Here is a 19,921-nt window from a genome sequence, read left to right on the forward strand (position 1 = left end):
CAAGCACCGGTCCCAACACAGCAAGAGGAGTTCCTCCCATGGCCCGTATTACCATTCCCGCTCTTGACGCAGCGCCTGCCGCATCGGCCCCCATTCTTGAGGCCGTGAACAAGCAGCTCGGCGTTGTCCCTAATCTCTTCCGGTTGGTGTCAATCAGCCCGGCCGCGTTGACTGGCCTGACCAGCCTCAGCGGGGCACTCAGCAAGACGCTCGACGTCAGGACGCGCGAGCGGATCGCGCTGGCTGTGGCTCAGGTGAACGGTTGCGACTACTGTCTGTCGGCCCACACCTATCTTGGCCTCAACGCGGCCAAGATCAGCCCGGAGGAGATCGCGCTCAACCGCCAGGGGCGCTCGGGCGACCCGAAAGCTGACGCTGCCGTCCGGTTCGCCATGAAGGTCACAGAAGCACGTGGCCGCGTCAGTGATGCCGACCTGCAAGCTGTGCGAGCGGCTGGCTATTCGGACGCACAGATCGTCGACATCGTCGGCGTCGTGGCGGAGAACGTGTTCACGAACCTCATCAACAACGTAGCGCAGACCGACATCGACTTCCCGGCGGTATCGGCGGACGAACTCGGCCAGGCGGCCTGAAGGCAAGACTGCGTCCGACGGCCTTCGCGCCGCCCGATGCTCGGCGATGGAGGACACCAGCATGGCCTACAGCTTCCTGGACATTGCTTCGACCCCAAGCGTGAGAGCGGCCCAGGAGGCCAATGGAAGCCTGGAGTTCTGGTCGGATTTTGCGGGCAACCGTGCGTTCGACCGGTTCACTCCAAGCGAGGCGGCCTTCATCGCCGAGCGGGACAGCTTTTACATGGCAACAGTCTCGGAAAGTGGGTGGCCCTATGTCCAACATCGCGGCGGACCGGCCGGCTTCCTCCGCATGGTAGATGAACGGACCCTGGCCTGCGCCGACTTCCTTGGCAACCGGCAGTACATCTCGGTCGGGAACTTGGCAGTCAATAACAAGATCGCTCTCTTCCTGATGGACTACGCAGGGCGCCGGCGGTTGAAGATTTATGCCCATGCCCTTGCGGTCAGTCTTGCAGATGCACTGGACCTGGCGTCGGCGCTTGCCCTTCCCGGGTACAAGGCGAAGGTCGAGCGAGCTCTTGTGTTCCGTCTCGAAGCGTTTGACTGGAACTGCCCACAGCACATCACACCGCGCTTTACTCTCACCGAGATCGAGCAAGGTCTTGGCGCCCTGAAAGACCGGATCGCTCACCTGGAAGCCGAGAACACCGCATTGCGGGCACGGCTCGCATCCGATGGAGAATAGTCATGCAAGTCACGGATCGTATCCCTGTACCCCCTTTTACCATTGAGACCGCAACGCAGAAGGTGCGTCTGGCCGAGAATGCGTGGAACAGCCGCGACCCGGCGCGTGTGGCGCTGGCCTACACGCCTGACAGCGAATGGCGGAACCGGACCGAGTTTCTGACGGGGCGCGCTGCCATTGAAGTGTTTCTCGCTCGGAAGTGGGCCCGTGAGCTGGATTATAGGCTCATCAAGGAACTATGGGGCTTCCGTGACAACCGAATGGCAGCCCGCTTCTGCTACGAGTGGCACGATGACAGCGGCAAGTGGTTCCGCTCCTACGGAAACGAGTTGTGGGAGTTCGATCAACAGGGGCTGATGCGCCGCCGGATTGCCAGCATCAATGACGCGCCGATTGCAGCGGCAGATCGTAAGTTCTTCTGGTCCCTCGGACGTCGTCCAGACGATCATTCAGGGTTGAGCGATCTCGGTCTCTGACCGGGACCTCGGCGTGCCAGGAACGTCGCCTTTTGGCACATTTGCGAAATACCGATGGTCTGCTCCAGCAAGGAACAGCGGACGTTCCTGGCAGTGAACAAATTTCACTACCTGACCCACAGGAGGCATGGGCAGATCTCAGGCACATAGCTTATGTACCGTGCAAACCTACGCTCGGCGCAATACTCCGCGATCTCCAGTAGTGTGGTGAAGGTTCTGCAAATCGCCTGATGGGGGCGGTCATGGCAGGATGGTGATGTTCGACGTCACTCACTCCGAGAGGAGCCCCACCATGACCAACACCAAGGATAAACCTGCCGCCGCGGCCATCAAGGACCTTCTGAACCAGAGCCCGGACGGCCTACGCGAGATCGTGCGCGCCGTCATGCAGGAGATGCTCGAGGCCGAGATGACCGACGCCCTCCAGGCCGAGAAGGGCGAGCGCACCGCAGCCCGCCTCGGCTATCGCTCAGGCTACTACACCCGCACCCTGGTGACCCGCGTGGGTAAACTTGAGTTGCGCGTGCCGCAGGACCGGGACGGGCGCTTCTCGACCGAGCTGTTCGAGCGCTATCAGCGCTCCGAGCAGGCGCTCGTCGCCACCCTGGCCGAGATGTACGTCCAGGGTGTGTCCCCCCGCAAGGTCAAGGCCATCACCGAGGAGCTTTGCGGCCACAACTTCTCGGCGTCTGCCATCTCCTCGATCAACAAGCGCCTCGACGACAGTTTGGCCCAGTTCGCCTCCCGAAGGCTGGAGGAGCCGTTCCCCTATCTCATCCTGGACGCCCATTACGAGAAGGCGCGCGAGGGCGGCATCGTCGCCTCGCAGGCGGTGATGATTGCGGTGGGCATCGACTGGGACGGACGGCGCCAGATCCTCGGGGTGGAGATGGCCAACCGGGAAAGCCAGTCCTCATGGCGCACGTTCCTGCTCGGCCTGCGCGAGCGTGGCCTCTCCGGCGTGGAGCTGGTGGTGGCTGACGATCATGCCGGGCTGCGGGCGGCCATCCGTGAGGTGCTGCCAGAGGTGGCCTATCAGAGGTGCTACGTGCACTTCCTCAGAAATGCCCTCGACCACCTGCCGCGCAAGCCCGATGACGACTGCCTGCAGGAGCTGCGCTGGCTCTACGACCACCGCTCCGTCGAGGAGGCGCGGCGCGATCTCCCCGCGTGGATTGCCAAGTGGGAGGGACGCTACCCGCGCCTGGTCGCCTGGGCCGAGGAGACGATCGAGGAGACGCTGACCTTCTATCGCCTGCCGCGCCAGCACCATAAGCATCTGAAAAGCACCAACATGCTCGAGCGCCTCAACGAGGAGATCAGGAGGCGCACCTACGTGGTGCGGATCTTCCCCAATGCTGCTTCATGCTGCCGGCTGGTGCGGGCGCTGGCGGTCGAGACGCACGAGAACTGGCTTGAGGCGCACCGCTACCTCAACATGGAGGACCTGAAGAAGCACAAGCAAACCACTCTGCGAAAGGCCGCTTAGCCAACCTGCCCGGCCGCCCCGCTTTGCAAAACTTGACGCACACAATCTTTAACTTTGGTGTGGCGCTTATGCTGCAATCGTTCACCTTGTGCTGCAAAATACATCATTCGTGGTGTGAGTCGGCTTTGTTCAGAAGCGCTTCCTGCTAAGCTCAGGTAACGTTAGAGCAGGTAACCTTACGATCGAGCCGGTCCTCCATGTCTTTCAAATCCTTCAGGCTCCTGGCCGCCGCAAGTGTCCTGGCCCTGTCCCTTGCCGATGCACAGGCGCAAGCACCCATGCCGCGTCAGGCGCCCGCCGCAGGCGCCATTGTGGCGGCCAAGGGCGGCGAGGAGATGCGCTTCGTGCGCGAGGATCTCTGGCGCGCCGCCCAACTCCAGCAGAGCGTCGTCGGCGGCGATACCCTGCGCACCAACGCCATCGGCAATCTGGCTATCCTCTTCGCCGACCAGACCCAGATCCGGGTCGGGCGCAACTCGACCCTGACTGTCAATGACGTGGCCGGAGGCGGCAGCGGGAATACCCAGCTCAGCCTCCAGGCGGGCAACATCTGGGCTCGCGCGGCACGCGGCGGCTCTGGCGTCGATGTCAAGACGCCGGCGGCGGTCGCGGCGATCCGCGGCACCGATTGGTCCCTGTCGGTGGATGGTTCGGGCAAAACCTCGCTGATCGTGCTAGAAGGCGTCGTCGAGCTCAAGAATGAGCAAGGCGCGGTGACGGTGCGCCAGGGAGAAGGAGCGGTGGCCGCCGTCGGTCAGGCTCCGACGAAATTCGTGCTCGTCAGCCCCAACGACCGGGAGCAGATGCTCTTCTACATGTCGATGCGCGAGGTGTTCATCAACCTGCCGACGACAACCCTGGAGAACAAGCAGTTCGAGGCCGAGAGCACCCGGATCCGGGCCCTCCCCCCCGAAGCCCGAACGACGGAAGACTGGCTCACACTGGCTGAAAGTCTCATGAATTCCGGCAACAGGCGTGCAGCAGCGGCCCCTCTTGCCGAGGCCCGCAGCCGCCCGATGGCCAGGGCGCAGCGTGCCCGCGCTGATTATCTGGAAGCTCTCATGGCCGGTGCAGACCGCCGCTGGCAGGACGCGATCCGGCTGTTCGAACGCGCAAAACCGGGCCTCGATTCCCGGCGGCGCGGCTGGGCCGAGTACGGCCGCTATGCCGCGGCGTCCCTGGCGGATCCGAAGCGGGTTCAACCGGTCCCGAAGATTCCGGTCAGGGATCCCAGGACGGCGGAGATTAGCGCCTATCTCACCGGCTTCCGTCAGGATCTCAGATCGGCTGCAGCCGAGGCTGCCGCTGCCGAAAAAAAATTTCCGAACGATGCTGGGCTTGCCATTCTCACGGCATCCCTGGCCCGGGATCTCGACCACCGCGAGGACATGTACGCAGCCTATGAGCGGGCCCGTGCCATTGATCCGAGCGATCCGAACGTGGTCGCATTCGGGGCGACGATCAAAGCGGATTACGCCCGGGACATCGATGGGGCTCTTGCCGACCTATACAAGGTCGTGAAGACCGATCCGAATTTTTCGCTTCTCAACCAAATCGGCCTGCTCGAACAGAGCCGGGGCGCTTTCGTCGAAGCCGAGGCCGCCTTCCGCCGCGCCCTCGACATGGAGTCTCAGAACCCGATTCCCTATAACAACCTGGCCATTCTCCTCCTCGATCAGAGCCGGGTGACCGAGGCTGGCACTCTCATCGACAAAGCCTTGGCCCTCGATCCGCCCACCGCCTACACGGCCCGCGGTCGCTACCTGCTGCAGAAACGCGAGATGGCCCAGGCGATCGAGTCGATGCTTGCCGGGTCGGCCGTCAATCCGGCCCTGTCCAATGACCAGGTCACTCTGGCGGATGGTTATTTCCAGAACGGCGACTACGAACTCGCCTGGCAGACCCTCGACAATGCGGACCGGCTCGACCCCAGAGCGCCCATCGTGCCGATTCTGCGCACCGCTTTCGCGCTCGATCTCTATCTCGCCGACAAAGCGATTTTGGCCGCACGTGAGGCCCTGAAACGGTACCGGGATCGGGGTGGAGATTATGCCGGGATCTCTGTCAGCAAGCAGACCGGCTCCTACCCGGTCGAGGCCTACCGCTTCATCAACTTGCACGATTGGGCGCGCTTCTATGCCGACCGCACCTTCGATCCATTCGAGGCGCAGGGATATTTCGATCAGGCGATCGTCAGCCGGCCGGGCCTGTTTCCCACTGAACCGACCCTCGATTCGGCGGAAGGCACAGAGCTCAACAGCGCAGCCCTGAACCTCTCGATTCAGGGCCTGCTCCTCGATCCGCTCGCCGTCGCGGGCCGCATCGGACGCTACGATCCGATCCGTCGGCCCTTTCTCGACACCGAGATCGGGGGCGGGCCGGTCGTGCGAGGCGGCCAAGTCGGTTGGCAGTCGAGCGTGCTGACCAACGGCTTCTCGAACGAGCCGCTGCCGACGAGCTTCAGCCTGTCCGCGAGCGCCAACGAGGCACGCGGCAATCTGAGTGCCGACAACGAGAGGGGACGAGGGATCACGTTCAGCCTCGGCACGGCCCCCAATGCCGCCGACCGGTTCATGTTCATAGGCTGGGCGAACGAGGGGCAGCCGGGCCTGACGGATATCGACCGGCTTGATTACACGAGGCAGGTCGAGCGGGACTCGACCAGTCTCTTCGGGGTGGCGGGCTGGAGCCACACCTTTGGTTACCGGAATGTCCTCTCGACTGCGGTGTTCGCGACCCGGAACGATACGCTCGACCGCGGGGAACTCTGGGATTATCGGCCGTTTCCCTCGACGCAGACCCTGTGGCAGGAGAAGCAGCGTGTGGATGGCCTCGTCGGAGCGGTGAGCCATGCCATCGGTTTCGGCGACTTCAATCTGCGCTATGGCCTTGAGGCTCAGGCCGGCAAGGTACGCTACAACGGCCTCCTCGAGACCTACAGGTACTTTTTTCCGGAACGGGAGGAACTTCCGCCGGAGGCGTCAGCCTTCGACAGCCCGTTCCGTGGCGGCCGCGCCTATGCCGATATCCTGTGGCGCCCGAACGACCGGTTCGAGGCTCAGGCAGGCATCCATCGCACCTTCCTTGATTTGAAGGACGCCGCGCCCGATGTGTGGGCGTCACCCCGCTTCGGCCTCGGTGTTTCGCCGCTGGAAGGGCAATGGCTTCGGGCCGCCTATATCGAGAATGCCGATACCTTCCTGAGCTACACGCTCGCGCCGACGACGACGGTCGGGCTGATCCCCAACGATGCGCCTGCGAGCGGGCCGACGAAAAGCCTCGTCCTACGCTGGGATGCGGAGTGGACGCCGCGGATCTTCACGGCCCTGGAATATCAGCGGCAGACGCTGAAGGACCTCAGCGTGCCCATCATCAACACCGTAGACAGCTTCAGCGGGATCGATAAGGCCCGGGCCGAATGGCTCGCCGCCACGGTCAACGTGTGGCTCGGTCACGGCATTGGCGTCTTCGGCACCGTCGGCGGAGCGACTTCGAAAATTCTGGCAACGTCGGACGATCTGGGAGGAGCGGGTATCGGAGAGCCAGTGCCCTATATCCCGGAACGCTTTGCCCGCTTCGGAATGACCTTCGTCCATCCAAGCCGCCTGCGGTTCACCCTGACCCAGAATCTTATCGGCGAGCGTTCCGGCAATTATGACAACGACCGGCTGGAATCCTACTGGACGACCGATGCCGCGCTGACCTGGGAAACGCCGGATCGGCGCTTCCAGGTTGGCCTGACGGCGCTCAACCTGTTCGACCAGAGATACGATTTCGGGTTCGACATCCCGGCTCCGGGCCGCACGGTGGCGGCCAGCGTGAAGGCGCGGTTCTAGGGCTACATCGACTTTGCCGTCGGACTCAATCCTGTGGCCAGGGATGTCCTGATCGGTTCCAGCCCAAGGTCACGGGCTCGAAGAGCCCTGGGAGTTCCGACCTGGTACCCACCAAGTTGGGATCATCTTGATTCAAGGCCTGGACAGCTTTCGGGTGTTGAAGTCAGCTCTTGGCACGGGGCTGACCTAAGGCGAACTTCCGCGCTGCTCAGACGAGCGGACTTTCGTTCGGAGCCGTGCTCCTACCGAGTTTGACCCGATGCGGACCTTGGGAAAGCTTGGTTGTCTGGTTGACGACGGCGCCGCCCTGCTGGCCGGAGCCACCTGGAACCCAGCGCGGAGGTATGGCAAAACTCGCCTGTACAGGGTTTCGCCGCCTTTACGGCTGCTCACCGGGAACCTATCTCACGCTTCCTTCCTTCGAAGTCATGTCAAATGCCATGCCCAGCCTGCTAGAGGCAGAGCCATGACTGACGTCATGTGGCGCTAAAACGAGACCCAACGCGATGCACGGCAGCCTTGGACTGAACGGCAGATTAGACTTCCTCTCGGGTGGCGGGCAGACGGGTGCGCTCATCCGTGCCCATGACTGGGCGGCCACGCCTCTCGGTCAGCCCGCCGGGTGGCCGTATGGCCTCGCAACCCTGGTCAGCGTGATGTTGGGATCCAACCAACCGATGTTTATCGCCTGGGGTCCTGAGCGCACGCTCCTCTACAACGATGCCTATGCCGAGATCCTCGTCAGCAAGCACCCCGCCGCCCTGGGCCGCGACCTCCTGGAAGTCTGGCACGAGATCCGCGCCGACCTCCTGCCCATCGTCGAGAAGGCCTACGGTGGTGAGTCCGTTCACATGGACGACATCACCCTCATCATGCAGCGGCGTGGCTACCCAGAGGAAACGCACTTCTCCTTCTCCTACACGCCCGTTCGCGACGAGAGCGGAGCTGTCGCCGGCTTCTTCTGTCCTTGCACCGAGATCACGGGGCAGATCATGGCCGAGCGGCGTCTCGCGGCCGAGACCGAGCGGCAGCGGCGGCTGTTCGAGCAGGCACCGGGCTTCATCACGGCCCTGACCCAACCGGAACACCGCTTCGAGTTCGTCAACCAGGCCTTCCGCCACCTGTTCGGCGACCGTGACTTCGTCGGCAAGACGGTGCGCGAGGCCTTCCCTGAGCTCGAAGGACAAGGTTTCTTCGAGTGGCTGGACCAGGTCTACGCGACCGGCGAGCGCTTTGTGGCCCATCACGTGCCGATCCGTCTTCAGGCCTCGCCCGATTCGGTTGCGGAGGAGCGCTTTCTCGACTTCATTTACGAGCCCGTGCGGGATGAAGCCGGCCGTGTGACCGGGATCTTCTGCGAAGGCCATGACGTCACCGAGGCGCACCTGGCCCGGACCGCCATCGCCGCGAGCAACGCGCGCTACACCAGCGTGCTGGCCGCCATGGGCGAGGCGTTCGTCGTTCTCGACGAGGAGTATCGCATCACCGAGATCAACGCCGAAGGCCTGCGGCTCGACGGTCGGCACGCGGGCGAGCTACTCGGCAAGACCCATTGGGAGGCATTTCCCGGCTCGGCCGGCACCCCGGTCGAGGCCGCATACCGCCGTGCGATGACAGAGCGCGTGCCGGTGGAATTGGACCATCTCTACAAGTATCCCTCCACGGGGCGCGACCTCTGGTTGGCGTTGCGCATCTACCCGGTCCCGGGAGGGGTGGCTGCCTTCTACCGCGACATCAGCGAGCGCATGCGTGCCGAGGAGGCGCTGCGCCACAGCGAGGAACGCCTCCGGACGGCCTTGGGCATCAGCACGGTTGGCGTGCTGTTTTGGGGCGAGGGTTTCGCGCTGACCGAAGCCAATGACGCGTTCCTGGCGATGACTGGCTTCAGCCGCGAGGAAGCCATCGGCCTGACCTGGCAGCAGCTCACACCCGAGGAGTTCCACCCGGAGTCATGGCGCGCCGTCGAGCAGGTCACCACCTTGGGCGAGGCCACCCCTTACGAGAAGCAGTATTTCCGCAAGGACGGCTCGCGCTGGTGGGGCCTGTTCGCGCCGCGCAAGGTCGGCGACGAGGTGGTCGAGTTCGTGCTCGACGTCACCAACCGCAGGGAAGCCGAGGCGGCCCTGCGACGCCTCAATGAGGAGCTCGAAAGCCGCGTGACCGACGCCATCAGCGAGCGGGAGAGGACCGAGGCGGCCCTGCGCCAGTCGCAGAAGCTGGAAGCGGTGGGCCAGCTCACGGGCGGGGTGGCGCACGACTTCAACAACCTGCTCACCATCATCCGCTCCTCCGTCGAGTTCCTGCGCCGGACCAACCTGCCCGAGGAGCGTCGACGCCGATACGTCGATGCGATCACCGACACGGTGGATCGCGCCGCCAAGCTCACGGGCCAGTTGCTGGCCTTCGCCAGAAGGCAGGCGCTCAAGCCGGAGGTGTTCGACGTGCCGGAGCGGATTGGGGCAGTCACCGACATGCTGCGCACGATCGTCGGCAGCCGCATCCGGATCGAGGCCGATATTGCCTGCGAGCCTTGTTTCGTCGAGGCGGACATCACCCAGTTCGAGACGGCGCTCGTGAACATGGCGGTGAATGCGCGCGACGCCATGGACGGGGAAGGCACCCTGACGGTGCGCGTCGATGCCCTGGCGGAGATGCCCTCGATCCGCGGGCATGCGGGTGGTCCCGGCACCTTCGTGGCGGTGTCCATCACCGACACGGGATCGGGCATCCCGGCCGATCGGCTCGGGCAGATCTTCGAGCCGTTCTTCACCACCAAGGAGGTCGGCAAGGGCACAGGTCTGGGTCTCAGCCAAGTCTATGGCTTTGCCAAGCAGTCCGGCGGTGACGTGGAGGTGGAGAGCGAGCCCGGAAAGGGCACCACCTTCACGCTTTACCTGCCGAAGGTCGAGCGGGACGGTGCATCCGATGATGCCGGATCCCGTTCGGACGGAGACCGCCAGGAAGAGAATGGCCGCGGCTGCCGGGTGCTGGTGGTCGAGGACAACATCGAGGTGGGCCAGTTCTCGACGCAGCTTCTCCAGGATCTCGGCTACGAAACCACCTGGGCGGCGAACGCCCACGAGGCGCTGAGGCTGCTGGAGGAGGAGCACACGCGCTTTGACGTGGTGTTCTCGGACGTGGTGATGCCAGGGCTGAGCGGAGTCGAGCTCGGAAGGGAGATCGGGAAACGCTACCCTTCGCTGCCGGTGGTGCTGACGTCCGGCTACAGCCATGTGCTGGCCGAGGAGGGGCGGCACGGCTTCGAGCTGCTGCACAAGCCCTATGCCGTCGAGGACGTGTCCCGTGTGCTGAGGCGCGCAACGCGCAGCCGTGTGGCGCTCCAGGGCGCCATGACTGACAAAGCCTGAACCAACGAAGGATGACGATGACACAGGACGCACCCGGCCGCCGCATTCTCCTCGTCGAGGACGAGGGCATGATCGCGATGCTGGTCGAGGACATGCTTGAGGATCTCGGCCATGAGCTGGTCAAGGTGGCGAACCGCCTCGAGGAAGCTATCGCCGCGGCCAGGAACGAGTCCGTTGATCTCGCGATCCTGGACCTGAACCTGGGTGGTGTCCTGACATATCCGGCTGCCGACGTGCTCGTGGAGCGCGGTATCCCGTTCATCTTCGCTACGGGCTACGGCAGCGGCGGACTCAAGGAAGCGTACTCCGGCTGGCCGACCCTGCAAAAGCCGTTCGACACGGAGGCACTGGGACAGGCGATCCAGCGAGCTTCCTCGATCCCGGCACGGGGATGATCACCAAGCCGTTCGCGGTCGACGTGCTGACGATTCGGACCCAGACCCTGATCCAGAACAAGTGACCGGCGTCACGGGACGGTTTGCCGTCATGGATACCTTGGCGTCCTTGGGCGTTACACCACGTTGCATGTCGAAGGCGGATGGGGATGAATTACGAGCAGCGGGAGCTCCCGCCTGGACGCTCCCCCGAGCAGGGGGGTACCTCAGCCGATGAACTGGCCTACCGCCTGCACCAGCAGGAGCTGTTGGCAGGCTTCAGCGTCCTCGCGCTGAAGACACCCGAGTTCATGGACCTGCTCCAGGAGGCAACCCGGCTCTGTGCGCAGGGCCTGCACATCCGCTACTGCAAGGCCATGGAGTACCTGGCTGACGAGGACGCCTTCATTGTCCGGGCGGGGGTGGGCTGGAAGCCGGGCACGATCGGGTCCAGGACCGGCGCCGACCTGAAAAGCCCGACCGGATACGCCTTCCGCACGGGCGAGCCCGTGATCTCAAGCCACCTCGACGGCGAAAGCCGCTTTCGCACCCCGAGGAGCCTGGCGGAGCATGGCATCCGGCGGGCCATCAACGTGCCGATCGCCACCGAGTCGGGCCGCTACGGCGTTCTGGAAGCCGACAGCCCCGCCGAGGGGCGGTTTACCGAGGCGGACCTCGCGTTTATGCAGGGCTTCGCCAACCTGCTCGGAAATGCGCTGGAGCGGAAGCGCGGCGAGGACAGGCTGCGCCTCGCGCACGAGCGCAACGAGGAGATCCTCGAGAGCATCGCCGATGCCTTCTATGCCGTCGACCGGGACTGGCGCTTCACCTACGTCAACCGCAAGGCCGAGGAGTGGTGGGGCCGCAAGCGCGAGGACCTGATCGGCAAGGTGTGCTGGGACGAGTTCCCGGCCGCCGTAGGCAGCGAGGCAGCGGAGGCGCACCACCTCGCCCGGCGCGAGCGGCGGACCGTGCACCTTGAGACCGTCTCGCCGCTGCGGGACCATTGGGTGGATCTCGACATCCATCCCACCGCCGCAGGTGGCCTGACCGTCTACTTCCGGGACGCCAGCGAATGGAAGCGGAGTGAGGTCGCGCTGCACGAGACCGCGGAGCGCTACCGACTGGCGGCCAAGGCAACGAACGACGCGATCTGGGACTGGGATCTCGCGGCTGACCGGATTGTCTGGAACGAGGCTCTCACCACGCTCTTCGGCTACGCAGAGCGGGAGACGGATGGTGCCTGGTGGAAGGACCACATCCATCCCGACGACCGTGAGCGCGTGGTCACGGGCATCGAAGCGGTGATCGCAGGGAGCCAGGAACACTGGAGCGCGGAGTACCGCTTCCTGCGGGCGGACGGATCCGAGGCCGACATCTTCGACCGCGGCTTCGTCATCCGCGACCGCGGGGGAAGGGCGGTGCGGATGATCGGTGCCATGCTGGACCTCACCGAACGCAAGCGGGCCGAGGCGGCGCTGCGGGCGAGCGAGGAGTTCACCCGGCGCATTCTGGAAAGCTCGACCGACTGCATCAAGGTGCTCGACCCGGATGCCCGCCTGCGGTTCATGAGCCCGGGCGGCATGGAGGTCATGGAGGTGGACGACTTCGGCGCGGTCGAGGGCTGCGACTGGCGCGGCTTCTGGTCCGGGCCGGACCACGCGAAAGCCCGCGATGCCGTCCAGACAGCTCTGGCCGGTGGCAACGCTCGCTTCCAGGGCCATACGCCGACGGCAAAGGGCAATCCGCGCTGGTGGGACGTGGTGGTCACCCCGATAACCCGGCCGGACGGCTCGGTCGACAAGCTCCTGTCGGTCTCACGCGACATCACCGAAACCAAGCAAATGGAGGAGCACCAGCGGCTTCTCATCAACGAGCTGAACCACCGCGTGAAGAACACGCTCGCCACCGTCCAGTCGATCGCGAGCCAGACCCTGCGTAACGCGGGAACGCTGGACGAGGCGCAGGGCGCGTTCGAGGCGCGACTGTTCGCGCTCTCGCGCGCCCATGACGTGCTCACCCGCGAGAACTGGGAGGGGGCCAACCTGCGCGAGATCGTGGCGGAGGCCGTCGCACCCTACGGCAACGCCCGCGAGGACCGGCTGCACCTTGAGGGACCTAATGTGCGGCTTCCGCCCCGGGTGGCACTGGCGCTTGCCATGGCCTTGCAGGAGCTGGCCACCAACGCGGTAAAATACGGCGCCCTCTCGAATGAGGTCGGTGAGGTGCGCATCCGATGGATGGTCGATCGGACAACGGTTCCGGCCTGCCTGCACCTGAGATGGGAGGAGAGCGGTGGTCCTCCGGTGCAGGTGCCGAAGCGGCGGGGCTTCGGGACGCGCCTCATCGAGCGCAGCCTGGCGCTGGACCTCGACGGCGATGTCCGCATCGGGTTCGCTCCCGGCGGGGTCACCTGCACCGTCGACGCTCCCCTCCCGCCCGCAGGCCCGCTGCCGGCAGGCTCGCCATAGGCTAGGGACTGTCCCGAACTGGCCTTTTCGTTGCCAAGGTGCTCTAAGCCTTCCAACGTCAAGGACAATGGAAGCGGGGCCATGAACTCGAACGTGGATGGAGCGCAGCCGATCGCACCCGAGCAGGGCGGCAACGCGGCGGACGAGCTCGCCTATCGCCTGCGCCAGCAGCAACTTACCGCACAGTTCGGCCTTTTCGCCCTCAGGACCCGTGACATCGATGCCCTTCTCCAGGAGGCCACCCGCACCTGCGCCGAGGGCCTCCACAGCGAGTTCTGCAAGGTATTGGAGTTCCTGCCCGCCGAGAATGAGTTTGTGGTCCGTGCAGGCATCGGCTGGAAGACAGGCGTGGTCGGTGCCGCCCGCACGGGAGCCGACTTGGAGAGTCCGGCGGGCTTCGCCCTCAAGACTGGTCAGCCCATCATCTCCAATCACCTAGCCGAGGAGACCCGCTTCCGCACCCCGAAGCTCCTCGCGGATCATGGTGTCAAGCGGGCGATCAACGTCATCATCCGTGGGGACGGCGCCCCCTTCGGGGTCCTCGAGGTGGACAGCCCAACCGAGGGACGGTTCACCGAGCACGACATCGCGTTCATGCAGGGGTTCGCCAATCTCTTGGGGGTTGCCATCGAGCGGCAGCGCGCCGAGGAGGAGCTGCGGGCCAACAAGGCCCTGCTTCAGCAGGCGCTGGAGGACCAGGACGTGCTGACCCGGGAGATCAGCCACCGGGTCAAGAACAGCCTCCAGCTCGTGGCAGGCCTGCTCAACATGCAGGGTCGCGCGTCCGCCAACGAGGACCTGCGTCAGGCCCTGTCTGATGCCGAAGCCCGCGTGCACACCATTGCGCAGGTCCATGACCGCCTGTGGCGGCACAACGAGATGCGCTCCGTCAATCTCGCGGAGTTCCTCGGTGAGCTGTGCACCAAGCTGCGGGGAGCGGCTCCCCACTTCGCCGTGGGATGCAGCATCGATCCGGTGATCGTGCCGACCGACCTTGCCGTCCCATTAGGGCTGCTGGTCAACGAGCTGGTGACCAATGCCTTCAAGTACGCCTACCCCGAAGGGTCCGGCGAGGTCCGGGTCGAGCTGACATCAGATAGCCCGGAACGGCTCCGGCTGGAGGTGTCCGACACCGGAGTTGGGCTGCCGCCCGACTTCAACCCGGCGCGATCCAGGAGCCTCGGGACGAGGCTCGTTGCCAGCCTGGCGCGGCAGCTCGGCGGCCGGCTGGAGTGGCAGGATGCGCAACCCGGCACCCGGTTCGTGCTCGAAGTGTCTGCACTGGACGACGGCTCCGGAAGGTAGCGCCACGGGAATGATGGACCCTGAAACCCGGCGGACGTGTCATGCGGGCGACCAGATACGAAAGCTCAGGGCGGCGCAGGGTCCAATCCTCGATGACAGAGCCGATCAACCCAAGGGCCGGCCGAGAAGGTTCTTGATCAACCGCACGAGCGTCTCTGGATGGACGGGTTTGCCAATGAACAGGGCCCCCTCCGGTAAATCGCCTGCCTTGGGCGCGGCTCGTCCTGATGCAATCAACACTCCGATCTCCTGCCGACCCTTGCGCACCCTTTGGGCCAGTTCGAAGCCGTTGATGCTGCCTTGCGGCATCTCAACATCGGTGACGACGGCGTCGATGCCGGAGACGGCCTTCAGCACCCGCAGGGCCTCATCGGCGTGAACGGCCTCGATGACCTTGAAGCCGGCATCCTCCAGGACGTCGACCAGCGTCATCCGAACGAGGGTTTCGTCCTCGACGACAAGAATGAGAGGGCGCGGGTTGGGGTGAGGTTCTGACATGTCAGATGAAACAGGAATTAATGGTCTTCGTTCCTATGGCGGAGACTCTAACCTCAGGGGGCGGACGGACTGCCGGACCTGCGTCAAATTTTCGTTGACGTCCCGCTCGTGACCCAAGTTACGGATTGGGCTGCCGCATTCCTGCCTTGACTCTACCCGCCATGAGCCTGCCTGATCAGCACCATCCCTCCGACCGCGAGCCAAAACGCGACGAGCTCTCCCTCCATCAAATCATTGACCAAGCCAACCAGGCGATCGAGGAGTCACAGGCCCAGATCGCCCGGTCCCGCGCCTTAAGCCAATCCGAGGCCGATCTCGCCCGCGAGATCGACCGGATCGTCGAGGAGAACGGCGCCTCCCAAGGGCATGGTGGTGGGTCGTAATCCGGGCCTGGCTGTCCCCAACAGCGAAAATCATCGTCCTCCGGCACCTTGGTTTGGGATCAAAGGAACCTTGCATGCCTTAAACAGCCTTCGATGTGGTGGAACCGCCGCCACTGACCTTCAGCCGCATCCTCACGGCCGGAATACCTGCCGCAGCCCCTCCGCCCCTGTACTCACGGCTTTCCGCAAGATACAGGAGCCATAGAACCCAGTAGAGGCGTGGGGGAGGGGACCGACAGTGACGATCACCCGTCCGAGGCTGTCATTGCGGCTGCGCATCTTCATCCTGACTGCCGTGGCGCTTGCCCCGGCGCTGGCGATCCTTGGCTACAACGAGGTCTCGCTGCGCCGCAGCCGGGAGGCCGAGATCCATGCACTCGCCCTCCGGTTCGGACAGCTTGCCTCGCTTGAGATGCAGGGGATCATCAGCGGCGCTGAGGGGCTGCTGCGCGCCGTCGCGCGGGTGCCAGCGGTGCGCTCGTTCGACGCCGAGGCCTGCGGCCTCTACCTGGCCGATATCCAACGGCAGTCCCCGCAGCTTGCTGCGATCACCGTGATCGATCGCGTCGGCGGCGTACAGTGCCGCAGCGCGCCGGGCGCCACCGCGCGCCTCGACGACCGTCCGTATTTCCGGCAGGCACTCGAGACCGGAGGGTTCGTGATCGGCGAGTACACCGAGAGCCGGATCTCGGGCCAGCGCGGCCTGACCCTGGCTACACCCATCAAGGCAGATGACGGCTCCATCGTCGGCGTGCTGGCGGCCGGCCTCGACCTCGAATGGCTCGGCGGGCGGCTGCGCGAGCGTGACCTCGCGGGAAACAGCGCCCTGACCATCGCCGACCGCAATGGGATGATCATCGCGCGCGAGCCGTTCCCGGAGCGGTTCATCGGCACGCGGATCCCGGAGCCCTTCCAGGCTCTCATCAGGGGGGCGTCGCCCGGAACGCGGGAGGTCACGAGCCAGGACGGGACGCGACGCGTCATTGGCTACATCCCGGCCACCGCGAACCCGACAGGCCTCTACATCAGCGCCGGCCTCTCGCGGGACGAGGCCTTCGCCCCGATCGACCGGGCCATGCGGCGGGGGGCGGTGCTGGCCCTGATCGGCAGCGTGGTGGCGCTCCTGTCCGCCTGGATCCTCGGCCGCAGGTTTGTCCGGGCACCCGTGGCGCGTCTGATGCACACCATCCAGGCGTGGCGCGGCGGGGAGCGGACGGCCCGCACGGGGATGCCCGGCGGCGCGGGAGAGCTGGAGGCGGTCGGCGCCGCAATCGACGGGTTGATGGACGAGCTCGACCGGCGTCAGGCCGCGCGCGACGCGGCCGAGGAGCACCGTCGGCTTCTCGTCAACGAGTTGAACCACCGCGTGAAGAACACGCTCGCCACGGTGCAGTCGATCGCCTCGCAGACCCTGCGCACCTCTGCCTCGGTCGGCGAGGCCAATGAGGCGCTGGAGAGCAGGCTGATGGCCCTGTCGCGCGCCCATGACGTGCTCACCCGCGAGAGCTGGGACGGGGCGGATATGGGCGAAATCGTCGCCCGTGCCCTCGAGCCGTTCGGCGATCCGGGTGGGGGGCGCCTCCGGTTCGAAGGGCCGCCGGTACGGCTCTCGCCGAGGACCGCGCTGGCCCTGGCGATGGCGTTCCAGGAGTTGGCGACGAACGCGGTGAAGTACGGCTCCCTGTCCAACAGAATGGGGTCAGTCAGGATCGGGTGGGGCCTTGCAGACGGGCAGGACGGCCGCCCAAGGCTTTATGTGCGTTGGGAGGAGACCGGCGGCCCGGCTGTGCGACCGCCGAGCCGCAGAGGCTTCGGATCACGGCTGCTCGAGCGTGCCCTGGCCCATGACCTCGACGGCGATGTGATGCTCGAGTTCGCCTCGACGGGGGTGGTATGCACGCTCCAGACCGCCGCGGCCTGAATGGACGGCAGCGCTCAAGGCCCTCCTTCGTGTATGGCTCAATCCTCTATTCATCCTCGGGCTCCCCGAAAGGCTTCTACTTGAACGTCCTGAATGCGCTGACGCCGGAGCACATCACCGTTCCCCTGCATCAGCTCGAGGTAACATGCCCGCTCTGAGAAACGCTAGTGGCGGAATTGGAGGATGACCTTAGACGGACTCGTGCGGGGGTGCGTCTCCATTGGAGGTGAGAAGCCGAAATGTGTGATGTGGCGCCATCGGAACACACGCGGCGGCACTACCCGAACGCGCTCAACATGGTCGCGGAGACCAATTGGATTCTCGCCTCCCGAGTGGCTCGGCTGGCCGCGCAGGCGGAGGTGCAGTCGTGGGCGCAGCGCTCGGCCGCGGCAGCGGCGGGATCGGCTGCGCCGTGACCGCATCGGTCACGAGGAAAAGGATGGCCGCAAGCATCGGTCCGGAGCGCATGCTGAGGCTCTCCTCATGACCGGGACCAACGCAAGGGCCGCGCTTCGAGTTCGTTGGTAGCGGACCCTAAGGTTCGACGGCACCGGACACCGTCTGGCCGAAATTCTCCACGTGGCCCTTGAGGTTCTCGCGCGTACGGGGATCGACGACGGCAACGGGGGCCGAGACGGCGATACCCGCCGCCGTGCCGACCGCTGCCGCCGCGCCAGCCGTGACCTGGATGATCCGGTCGCCCACGCCGACGCGGGAATCCGTCAGCGTCTGCCCTTCCGCCAACTCCCGCCCGATAATCCGAACAACCTCAGGGCTCTCCGCGTATTTGCTGTGGTTCAGGGGATCGCCGGACCGGAGCTTCGACAGGTTAAGCACGGTAATCCCGGCCTGCTCCATCTCGCTGCGGTACGGTTCCTGCTCGGGATCGATGGCGCCGAGCCGCACGGCATCGCCCCAAAGCCGGCGCGAGACAGCCAATGCCCGGTCGTCCTGCGATACGAACAGGGTGAAGCCGGGACGCTGCTTGCCCATGTCCATGATGGCCTCGCGGAACAGGTCGACGTCCACGTCCGGCGCGGCAAGCAGCACGTTCCGGATCTTCGGCGCGACCCTGCCGTCGCGGATTGCCATCTGGCGCAAGGCCTCAAGGGTGACCCAGTTACCCATCGAGTGGGCGAGAATCGAGATCTCGCCGACCGAGGGATCGCGGGCCAACGTGCGCAGCGTGGTCTCGAGGGCACTGCGGGAATAGGTGTTGCTCTCACGATCGTAGCCGTAGGCCAGCACGCTGCCGCGTGAGGGCCAGGTGAACAGCACCGGAACGACGGGTGTCCCTGCGTCGTGCACGACCTGGGCGAAGCGGAAGACGGCGTCGTCGAAGCGGTTGTTGAAACCATGGACGAACAGCAGCACCCTCCGCTGAGAAACCGTCCGCACAGTGCGGCGAACCCAGGCCGAAGCCTGGGTCCGGTCGATCACGTCGGCCTTGAGCGTCACGAAGTCGGTGGCGGGGTTGCCGGGCACACTGCGCGGCCACTGCACCTCGCCTTGCTTGCGGCTGGCCTCGGGCGGGATCGAAACCGTGAACTCGGCAAACGACAGCTCGGGACCGCGGTTGCCGGAGAAGTACTCCTCGGGATCGGCAGCCCGCATGCGGGTGGTGGCGACCAGCATGTCGACCTTGCTGGCGCCCGGCACGCTCCCCGCTACGGGCACGAGGGTGCCCCGCAGACTTGCACATGCGTTCAGGCCGAGGAGCAGGGCAACGGCAATCGCGAGACGGCGGTATGGCAGTGTCATGGTCCGTCGCTTCCTGCTGCCGTTGATGGAGATCATGGTTCTGTACGGGCTTGGTCCGTTGTCGGCAAGGGTAAGGGCCTTGGAACGGCCACGATGCCGTTGTCATGGAACGTCCGTTGCACCGCCGCCAGCACCGCCTTGCGGATCGCGAACTGGCGGCCGGAGCAAGCCTTGAATTTGCCCCTCAATACGAGCGTGCCGTCCTCGACCGAGAAGATGCCCTGGCTCTTGAACGGCTCCAGCAGGTCCGCGTTCAGCTCTGGGTTGTCCGCGATCTCCTGACCGATCCTCTTGAACAGCTTGCGCACCTTCTCGACGTCGGCGCGGAAGGCCACCCGGAACACCAGCTTCTCGATGACCCAGTCGCGGCTGTAGTTCTGGATCTTGCCGATCTGACGAAGCCCGTGCCCTCCGTCACCTCAGTCAAGGCTCACTGTCCCCCCCTCGAGGCAAGGCTATTGCCGTAGCCTTTTTCCCGGCGTTCCCGTGCTTCCCGCCGCGGCTCCGAGGCACATCTTCATGATGCCGTCGTCGCTGCCGACCTAATGGCCATGTTGCCCGGTATCTACCAGCCCCTGCTCAGGTATCGTCCCGGCCGAATTGGGGGGCTTCCGGATTGATGGGGGCAGGCACGTTTTTACAATGACGAGCGCAGCCGAGACCCATTGTGCCCCCGCTCTCCCACTCCTCCTTGGCTGCCTCCTCGAGGCCGTCGCATAGCGGCCTCGAGGTTCCGTAAAGGGGCCTTACACGCAATC

At 65.1% G+C, this 19,921-nt stretch carries 14 protein-coding genes; 11 read left to right on the plus strand and 3 right to left on the minus strand.

Annotation, left to right across the window (positions count from 1 at the left end; all coding sequences use genetic code 11):
• The first annotated feature begins 38 nt into the window (after positions 1-38).
• The 9 genes from MA07_RS09970 (at position 39) to MA07_RS10010 (ending at position 14,600) form a co-directional block, all read left to right on the plus strand.
• Positions 39-593: a peroxidase-related enzyme gene (locus tag MA07_RS09970; protein ID WP_036350055.1), complete on the plus strand. Its 555-nt coding sequence runs from the start codon at positions 39-41 to the stop codon at positions 591-593.
• A 61-nt stretch (positions 594-654) separates the two neighbouring features.
• Positions 655-1,281 carry a pyridoxamine 5'-phosphate oxidase family protein gene (locus tag MA07_RS09975; protein WP_036350057.1) on the plus strand — a complete coding sequence of 209 codons (627 nt, stop codon included), beginning with the start codon at positions 655-657 and terminating at the stop codon, positions 1,279-1,281.
• Between the two features lie 2 nt (positions 1,282-1,283).
• Positions 1,284-1,757: a nuclear transport factor 2 family protein gene (locus MA07_RS09980; RefSeq protein ID WP_036350059.1), complete on the plus strand. Its 474-nt coding sequence runs from the start codon at positions 1,284-1,286 to the stop codon at positions 1,755-1,757.
• A gap of 292 nt (positions 1,758-2,049) precedes the next feature.
• Positions 2,050-3,246 carry an IS256 family transposase gene (locus MA07_RS09985; RefSeq protein WP_036350100.1) on the plus strand — a complete coding sequence of 399 codons (1,197 nt, stop codon included), beginning with the start codon at positions 2,050-2,052 and terminating at the stop codon, positions 3,244-3,246.
• Positions 3,247-3,443: 197 nt separating this feature from the next.
• Positions 3,444-7,082, plus strand: a complete 3,639-nt coding sequence (locus tag MA07_RS09990) for a FecR domain-containing protein (RefSeq protein WP_036350060.1) — start codon at positions 3,444-3,446, stop codon at positions 7,080-7,082.
• 506 nt (positions 7,083-7,588) lie between these two features.
• Positions 7,589-10,450: a PAS domain-containing protein gene (locus MA07_RS09995; protein WP_036350062.1), complete on the plus strand. Its 2,862-nt coding sequence runs from the start codon at positions 7,589-7,591 to the stop codon at positions 10,448-10,450.
• Positions 10,451-10,461: 11 nt separating this feature from the next.
• Positions 10,462-10,845: a response regulator gene (locus MA07_RS10000; protein WP_052003022.1), complete on the plus strand. Its 384-nt coding sequence runs from the start codon at positions 10,462-10,464 to the stop codon at positions 10,843-10,845.
• 149 nt (positions 10,846-10,994) lie between these two features.
• Entirely contained in the window at positions 10,995-13,295 is a 2,301-nt protein-coding gene (locus MA07_RS27700) for a PAS domain S-box protein (protein WP_152568812.1), read from the plus strand.
• Between the two features lie 81 nt (positions 13,296-13,376).
• A complete protein-coding gene (locus MA07_RS10010) occupies positions 13,377-14,600 on the plus strand; it encodes a histidine kinase dimerization/phosphoacceptor domain -containing protein (protein ID WP_036350065.1) in 1,224 nt (407 codons plus the stop codon).
• A gap of 105 nt (positions 14,601-14,705) precedes the next feature.
• Here the strand turns inward: MA07_RS10010 and MA07_RS10015 are convergent, their stop codons facing one another.
• A complete protein-coding gene (locus MA07_RS10015; RefSeq protein ID WP_036350068.1) occupies positions 14,706-15,098 on the minus strand; it encodes a response regulator in 393 nt (130 codons plus the stop codon).
• Positions 15,099-15,259: 161 nt separating this feature from the next.
• On the opposite strand from MA07_RS10015, the gene MA07_RS10020 reads away from it, so the two are divergent.
• Positions 15,260-15,481, plus strand: a complete 222-nt coding sequence (locus MA07_RS10020; protein WP_036350070.1) for a hypothetical protein — start codon at positions 15,260-15,262, stop codon at positions 15,479-15,481.
• A 238-nt stretch (positions 15,482-15,719) separates the two neighbouring features.
• Complete coding sequence (locus tag MA07_RS10025) at positions 15,720-17,402, plus strand: HWE histidine kinase domain-containing protein (protein WP_081928894.1); 1,683 nt, start codon at positions 15,720-15,722, stop codon at positions 17,400-17,402.
• A gap of 534 nt (positions 17,403-17,936) precedes the next feature.
• Here the strand turns inward: MA07_RS10025 and MA07_RS10035 are convergent.
• Both MA07_RS10035 and MA07_RS10040 read right to left on the minus strand, forming a co-directional pair.
• Positions 17,937-19,163 carry an alpha/beta hydrolase gene (locus MA07_RS10035; RefSeq protein WP_036350107.1) on the minus strand — a complete coding sequence of 409 codons (1,227 nt, stop codon included), beginning with the start codon at positions 19,161-19,163 and terminating at the stop codon, positions 17,937-17,939.
• 32 nt (positions 19,164-19,195) lie between these two features.
• The gene (locus MA07_RS10040; RefSeq protein WP_036350073.1) at positions 19,196-19,507 is read right to left on the minus strand and encodes a hypothetical protein; all 312 of its coding nucleotides are present in this window, start codon (positions 19,505-19,507) and stop codon (positions 19,196-19,198) included.
• Positions 19,508-19,921 lie beyond the last annotated feature (414 nt).

The organism is Microvirga sp. BSC39, from assembly GCF_000739015.1.
Classification (GTDB): Bacteria; Pseudomonadota; Alphaproteobacteria; order Rhizobiales; family Beijerinckiaceae; genus Microvirga.

Bases quoted from the DNA above. Each gene is read 5' to 3' on its own strand.
- MA07_RS09995 (WP_036350062.1), top strand. From the start codon at position 7,589: ATGCACGGCAGCCTTGGACTGAACGGCAGATTAGACTTCCTCTCGGGT.
- MA07_RS09990 (WP_036350060.1), top strand. From the start codon at position 3,444: ATGTCTTTCAAATCCTTCAGGCTCCTGGCCGCCGCAAGTGTCCTGGCC.
- MA07_RS10010 (WP_036350065.1), top strand. From the start codon at position 13,377: ATGAACTCGAACGTGGATGGAGCGCAGCCGATCGCACCCGAGCAGGGC.
- MA07_RS09985 (WP_036350100.1), top strand. From the start codon at position 2,050: ATGACCAACACCAAGGATAAACCTGCCGCCGCGGCCATCAAGGACCTT.
- MA07_RS09980 (WP_036350059.1), top strand. From the start codon at position 1,284: ATGCAAGTCACGGATCGTATCCCTGTACCCCCTTTTACCATTGAGACC.
- MA07_RS10020 (WP_036350070.1), top strand. From the start codon at position 15,260: ATGAGCCTGCCTGATCAGCACCATCCCTCCGACCGCGAGCCAAAACGC.
- MA07_RS09975 (WP_036350057.1), top strand. From the start codon at position 655: ATGGCCTACAGCTTCCTGGACATTGCTTCGACCCCAAGCGTGAGAGCG.
- MA07_RS27700 (WP_152568812.1), top strand. From the start codon at position 10,995: ATGAATTACGAGCAGCGGGAGCTCCCGCCTGGACGCTCCCCCGAGCAG.
- MA07_RS10000 (WP_052003022.1), top strand. From the start codon at position 10,462: ATGACGATGACACAGGACGCACCCGGCCGCCGCATTCTCCTCGTCGAG.
- MA07_RS09970 (WP_036350055.1), top strand. From the start codon at position 39: ATGGCCCGTATTACCATTCCCGCTCTTGACGCAGCGCCTGCCGCATCG.
- MA07_RS10015 (WP_036350068.1), bottom strand. From the start codon at position 15,098: ATGTCAGAACCTCACCCCAACCCGCGCCCTCTCATTCTTGTCGTCGAG.
- MA07_RS10035 (WP_036350107.1), bottom strand. From the start codon at position 19,163: ATGACACTGCCATACCGCCGTCTCGCGATTGCCGTTGCCCTGCTCCTC.